Raw genomic sequence first — 6,773 nt, 5'->3', positions numbered from 1 at the left:
CTGATAAACCTTGCTCAATGCTTGGTGTTTAAAGTCGTCAGAATACGTAATTTTTTGCATGATGAAGCCTATGTTTTTTTCAAGCCCATGAAAATTCAGAGGCGACAACTAGTCTGACATAGGGGGTTTTAGGCTCAATAGCCCGATCCAGGTTCAATTGCACTTCATCTTGCCAGCTCCAGTTTCGCGTCGCATTACGCCACCGTTCCGGACGCGCCAAGCGGGCGGCATGGTAGACGGCATGGCGTTTTTCTAATAATGCTTTGTCCTGCCCTTGATACCGTTGTGATGGCGTGACGAATTGAATGCCGCTGTGTCGGTGCGTATGGCTGTACCAATCCACAAAGCGCTGACCCATTGCCTTGCTTCATCCAGACTGGCAAAGCCTTTATGCGGCTAGGGTCTGTTGACGTTTCAAACGAGAAGATGTGCAGAAGTAGGTGCAAACCCGTAGAATGGAGGTTCCTACACCATTTATCCTGCGGGTTTGCGATGCCCCGATTAATGCTCAGTAACGAGCTTTGGTCGAAGCTAAAAAAGATTCTGCTTCAACACGCCATTTACAACAAGCCCGATTTACGAATTACCGTCGAAGGAATGCTCTACCGCATGCGCGTCGGCTGCCCATGGCGGGATTTACCCAGTGCTTTTGGCGAATGGAATTCGGTTTATAAACGCTTTAATGCTTGGTCTGCGGCGGGGAAATGGCTCAATATTTTCAAAGCCTTACTGGTCGATCCTGATTTCGAGTGGGTATTCCTCGATGGGAGTTATGCAAAGGCTCACCAACACAGCGCGGGTGCTGCAAGCGATCAATCAGAAGCCATCGGCAAAAGCCGCGCTGGAAATACCAGCAAAATTCACTTGGCAGTGGATGCTTACGGTTTGCCAATCGCATTTGAAATTACTGGCGGCGAAATCAACGATTGTACTGCTGCCCCTCAGTTAGTCGCCCAATTGCCTTCAGCCGAAGTGATCATCGCAGACAAGGGATATGATAGCGAGTCTATCCGGCAGCAGATTAAGGCACAGGGTGCGCGATCAGTGATTCCCAGAAAACGTAATTCAATCAAAGGGAATACCGATCTGGATCGAGGGCTGTATTGCTACCGACATTTGGTCGAGAATGCCTTTGCGCGACTGAAACATTATCGAGCTGTGGCATTCCGATACGATAAATTAAAACGGAATTACGAAAGCGTTATTGCCATGGCTTGTGCATTTTTATGGTTGCCTATGTGAAACGTCAACAGACCCTAGGCGGGTCAGTATTTCAGTGTTGAACCCGGACCGGGCTATTGAGCCTAAAACAAGCGAGGAATTACAGGTCGCTTAGATCGTAAAAACATCTCAACTACTTTGACAATTACCGCATGATTAAAGCAGAGAGCAAAACATTGTTTAACACCAACGATTACCGCCACCAGACTCAACATAAAGGCTAAAAAACGGCTGTCTGAATGTCAGCAACACCCAGCCAAGATTCGCATGTATTTGGTGCTATGGTGTAGCAATCTGGATTAGTTAGGCGCACGCCGAATTCGCACTAGAAATTATGGAGTATTTAGCTAAGTTAAAAGAAATGAACTTTTAGAAGTTGTGCTACCTAAAAGTAGCAAGCTACTTGGGGAGGGGCAATTCAATTAAGAACACATATTTCTGTGCAGGCCTACAAGAAACCAAGCGGAAAACCGGTTTTTTGGAAGGTTCGAGTTTAATAGTGAAGCTCTGCGAGGTATTCAAGCCTCCCATTAAAAGAACATCACAAGTACCCAGCCTGCCTGAAAAAAACCACCTTACAAGGAGCTGAAATTGGACTTAATAGAACGCAAAAAGCAACGAAATAGTCTCGCACTAGAACTACTGGGAAAGTATTACAGCATTGCCGTTTTTATTGGCGGCGGTTGTTTTAGCTTACTTCTAATCATTTTAGTCATTCTAGAGACGAAATGGACCATTGACAATTACATGGACCAAGCCCGCTCAACATTGATTAACGGAAAGTATCTTTTAAAATATGAGGTTCAGCGTCGAGAAACGAATCTACTCACCAATGTATTATTGGCGGAGAGGTTTACTGCTGTCACGCCCCCCTTTCCTTTAAATACAAAAACAAAATGCCACAGCAAAGGCGACACAATCATATTTTCTGATTTTGCTTACGGCTGCAATCTCTGGGTACTAGCAGATAATGAAAGCCAAAAATTAAATCAAGGTTTACTTGATTTTTTAACCTATATATCTATTTATTCTGGGGCCGTACGCACTACGAACTCACAATTAATCACAGAAACAACCGGTGTATTTTTTTCTCCTGACTACTCTTTTTTAGGAACTTGGCCAGCCCCCTCTCCTCAAGAGCTAAGAAAGGTTTCAAATATAAAAACCTATGATTTAATCAAACACTTGGCTCCTCAGCTGCCACAATTAAAAGACCCAGTAAAGAAAAACGAACTAAAAAAATCAAGGCAGAGCATATGGATGCCCTTTGAAGGAGATTTATCTCTGCGTGTTGGCGGGCTAGAGCTATGGATGCCTGCGTTTGAAAAAGATAACGTATTTTTAATTATGGGCCGCATCATTTCAGCGGATTTGCTTAAACAAACCCTACAGCGGGAAAAGCACGATGGTAATTTCAAATTACTTGACTCAAAAGGGAGAGATGTCCTTAACGAATTGAAATCAGAAGAGAACTCTAGCCCATCAGCATGGAGCAAACTAAATAACAATACTCAGATACCTCAGCAAAAAAAAAATGAAATACAAGAAAGCATTGAACTTGGTCAAATTCAATTATCTACCTCCATTGGAAATCAAGGATGGAGCCTAGTATATTCCTATGACTGGCATAGTTTTCTCATTGCACGTGGCCAAACTTTGCTTAAGTTAATCTTTTATATGGTGTTTATATTATTCAGCTTTTGGTTTTTTGTTTTGTTTCTCCATAAGCGTTTTGCGCAACCGATTTATCATCGAGCGAAGCAGGCCGCTGAAAGCCAAAAACTATCTCAAGTTATCATGCAAAACATGCCGATAGGAATATGTCTAATCCATGAAAAAACTGGCGATTTAATAATGGCTAACGATTGCATTACTAGCTATGCGTACAGACATGCTCATGAAGAACTGTGGCAAGTGCTCTTTACAGCCTGGAAAGAAAAAGAAACCACTTCAAAACAAAATAATTACATAATCTTACCAGAAAACGACACGGACTCAAAGATAAATTTTAAGTGTTCCTTTGAACTTCAACGCTATAACAATGAGGATGTTATTTTATGCTGCATGGAAGACATTACCGAGCAATTTGAAATTGAAACTAGGCTAAAAGCAGCAAGGCAATATGCAGAGCAAGCCAGCAAGCTGAAATCAGATTTTTTAGCCAACATAAGTCATGAAATAAGGACTCCCTTAAATGCAATATTGGGTAATTTAGAACTAATGGCTTATCAGCCATTACCTGAAGAGGCTCAAAAACAATTAGCGGCGAGTCGTAATGCAAGCAAATCACTACTTGATTTATTAAATACTGTTCTTGACTTCTCAAAAGTCGAAGCACATCAAATGCATTTATCCCCTCAATGCTATGCCTTGAGCAATATTGTGCGAGAATTAGCAAGTTTATTTGAACCGCTTGCCACCGCAAAAAAAATAACCCTTACCTATGAAATCGCACAAAATGCACTAGGCCATTACTGGATTGATGGCGAGCGCGTGCGCCAAATCCTTGCTAATTTACTCAGTAATGCTTTGAAATTTACACACGCAGGTAAAATCACGATTACTTTTTATTTTGATGAAAGCACTCAGCAGCATGTATTGAGTGTGGCCGATACTGGCATTGGTATTTCCGCCGATGAATTGCAAATTCTATTCAATCCTTTTGTGCAGGCAGATGCAAGCATTCAGCACAGTTTTGGCGGCAGCGGGCTAGGTCTTGCTCTATGCCTACGTCTAGCACAGCTCATGAAGGGGGAGATATGCGTACAAAGTGAACCGGGGCGAGGAAGTATCTTTAGCTTAAGTGTACATGCTCCTCCATGCGAGGCATTTAGCCCCCCCCATCGAGAGACAATGCAACCGATACTACAGGAACCTACGTCCGTTGTAGCATCATTATTAAGCATCTTGGTAGCCGAAGATCATCCTGCTAGTCAGGCATTGCTATATGACCAGCTAAGCATGTTAGGTTTTGCTGCGGATATAGTGGCTTCTGGGCGTGAAGCCTTGGCTGCCTATTCAGAAGCCCATTATGACTTAATCCTTACTGACTTATCCATGCCAGAAATGGGAGGACTAGACTTGGCCCGCTGCCTGCGGGAACAAGGAGCCAAAATCCCCATCGTGGGCATGACAGCCTACGCCGGAGAAGAAGAACACCAAGCCTGCTTAGAAGCAGGAATAGATGCCTTGCTGCTCAAGCCTTTAAGCTTAAGCAGTCTGTCACGGGCCATGCGCCAACACATTTCAAAGAACACAACCAAACAAGTAAAGCTTCACGATCTTGCCGAGCGACAGCCTCTTGCCCCTCATGTTTTTGTTGCGTTGCAGGAAGCTAGCTTAAAATCAATTAAGCGAATACATTCGGCCCTGCAAGAAGAGGATGCTATAGGGCTAGCTCTCGAATTGCATCAACTCCAAGGCGGTCTTGGATTAGCAGGGTTAGATGCCCTTCTGAAGACCTGTATAGAACTGGAAATCTGCGTAAAAGCAGGTAACTTAAAAACCTTTAGTCAAGCTTGGCCAAGCATAAGTGAACACATCGCAGATGCCTTGCAGTTATTCAAATAATCACACAAAAGGCAGGGCCAGCGCATTAAATATGCCTTACCAACAGTAGGCTCTGGCGATAGTCATTATTTAGAGATGCCTTCCGGTATAGTGGATCCAACAAAACAGTGAATGAAATCGCCTTGGAGTACGGCGTTCATCCGACCCAAGTGAGCCCATGAGAAAAGGCCGTATTGAAGAATGTTGCGACTTTATTTGTAGAAGTTCAGACTTGATCTGACAGTAGGCCTTGCCAGTAGGTGGGGTTACCCGTTTTGATAGAGGTGCGAATTTTTATTCAAAACAGCGTGCAAGCGCAGGAGTAACCCCATGGCTAATCTAAACCAAAACTTCATCAAGCACAAAATCGGCTTGCTCAATCTCGCCACCGAACTGGGCAACGTATCCAAAGCCTGCAAAATGATGGGGCTGTCGCGCGATACATTTTATCGCTATCAACATGCGGTTGAAGACGGTGGTGTCGAAGCACTCTTCGACTCCAATCGCCACAAACCCAATCCCAAGAACCGAGTCGCTGAGGCAATAGAATCTGCTGTCATTGCCTATGCCACTGAACAGCCCGCACATGGACAAGTACGCACCAGCAACGAACTTAGGCTGCGCGGTGTTTTTATCTCTGCCTCTGGTGTGCGTTCAATCTGGCTCAGGCATGATTTGGCGTCGTTCAAACAGCGTTTGCAGGCACTGGAGAAGCAGGTTGCTGAACAGCAAACCATACTGAGTGAGGCTCAAGTTGCGGCACTGGAGCGCAAGCAGGATAACGATGTCGTACATGGTGAAATTGACACGGCTCATCCAGGTTATCTGGGCTTACAGGACACGTTTTACGTCGGTACGATCAAAGGTGTGGGGCGCATTTACCAACAGACCTTTGTCGATACCTATAGCAAAGTGGCCTTTGCCAAGCTGTATACGACTAAGACGCCAATCACAGCGGCTGATTTACACAATGACCAAGTACTGCCGTTCTTTGCTGAACAGAAAATGGGGATGCTGCGTATTCTGACCGACTGTGGCACGGAGTATTGCGGCAAAGCCGAAACGCACGATTACCAGCTGTACTTGGCGATTAATGAGATTGAGCACACCAAGACCAAGGTTCGTCATCCGCAAACGAACGGTATTTGCGAGCGCTTCCATAAAACGATTCTGCAAGAGTTTTACCAAGTGACCTTCAGGCGTAAGCTGTATCAGTCACTGGACGAGCTGCAAACGGATTTAGATGCATGGCTGGATACTACAACCGCCAGCGTACGCATCAAGGGAAAATGTGCTGCGGCCGGACATCGCTGCAAACTTTGTTAGAAGGCAAATCGCTCTGGAAGGAGAAGGTCGACAATCTAAACTAATCTGACAATCCGGCCCAAATCAAAATGGGGGCTGTCAGATCAAGTCTGAACTTCTACACTTTATTTGACGTGAAACGGCCCTAAGCCCGTCGATTCTGCAACTGATCCAGAGCGCTTGTTCACCAAACGCTCAATATAGCCTGTCTTATCCTCAATATCTGCTTGTTTGTAAAGCGGATTTAACGCTCTGGCCCTGATACCAGAGGTAATCTCCCCATTTTTAAGCTCACTTAAATGAAGAGGTCAGGCATGTAATACTAGTTTTTGTTTCGGGGTGATGCCGCCCAATCCCATATGCGGGCGCTCGTTATTGTAAGTTCAAAGCCATTGCGTTGCAGTTTCTTGCACTTCGGCAAGGCTTTCAAAATCATCGCAAACCAGCCATTCATAACGCACTGTATGATTACAAGCGCTCAATATATGCATTTTGCTGTGGATTGCCAGGCTGAATATTGAACTGCGTTGTGTACTTGGACATAAAAGCACCCCAAAAATATGGACGGGTGTCCCAATGCTGTTCACTTTATAGTCAAATGATGGATAATTGATAGATAATTTCTTTTTTTCATTAATCATGAAGTATGGCGAGCAGAGCTGCACATTTGGAAGATTCGATTCGAATATCTGACTACT

General features: G+C 44.5%; 3 protein-coding genes and 2 pseudogenes. 3 read left to right on the top strand and 2 right to left on the bottom strand.

The features are described 5' to 3' along the window. Positions 1-79 precede the first annotated feature (79 nt). Positions 80-358, bottom strand: a complete 279-nt coding sequence (locus CSQ88_RS21560) for a hypothetical protein (RefSeq protein WP_099400120.1) — start codon at positions 356-358, stop codon at positions 80-82. A gap of 134 nt (positions 359-492) precedes the next feature. Here CSQ88_RS21560 and CSQ88_RS21555 point away from each other — a divergent pair, with 134 nt between their 5' ends. The 3 genes and pseudogenes from CSQ88_RS21555 to CSQ88_RS21545 all read left to right on the top strand — a co-directional run bounded on the left by CSQ88_RS21555 (position 493) and on the right by CSQ88_RS21545 (position 6,140). Then, positions 493-1,242 (top strand): IS5 family transposase, encoded by a 750-nt coding sequence (locus CSQ88_RS21555; protein WP_099400119.1) that lies wholly within the window; start codon positions 493-495, stop codon positions 1,240-1,242. A gap of 570 nt (positions 1,243-1,812) precedes the next feature. After that, positions 1,813-4,791 carry an ATP-binding protein gene (locus tag CSQ88_RS21550; protein ID WP_099400118.1) on the top strand — a complete coding sequence of 993 codons (2,979 nt, stop codon included), beginning with the start codon at positions 1,813-1,815 and terminating at the stop codon, positions 4,789-4,791. 309 nt (positions 4,792-5,100) lie between these two features. Continuing rightward, positions 5,101-6,140, top strand: a pseudogene (locus tag CSQ88_RS21545) (IS481 family transposase). A gap of 243 nt (positions 6,141-6,383) precedes the next feature. Here CSQ88_RS21545 and CSQ88_RS23520 read toward each other — a convergent pair. Next, positions 6,384-6,591, bottom strand: a pseudogene (locus CSQ88_RS23520) (integrase core domain-containing protein); the annotation flags it as partial. Positions 6,592-6,773 lie beyond the last annotated feature (182 nt).

It is taken from the genome of Iodobacter sp. BJB302 (assembly GCF_002735645.1).
GTDB lineage: Bacteria > Pseudomonadota > Gammaproteobacteria > Burkholderiales > Chitinibacteraceae > Iodobacter.
The sequence above is the reverse complement of the archived record's forward strand: the minus strand, read 5'-3'. Positions and strand labels throughout refer to the sequence as shown.

Excerpts from the sequence above, each read along its gene's own strand:
- CSQ88_RS21555 (WP_099400119.1), top strand. The coding sequence starts at position 493 with ATGCCCCGATTAATGCTCAGTAACGAGCTTTGGTCGAAGCTAAAAAAG.
- CSQ88_RS21560 (WP_099400120.1), bottom strand. The coding sequence starts at position 358 with ATGGGTCAGCGCTTTGTGGATTGGTACAGCCATACGCACCGACACAGC.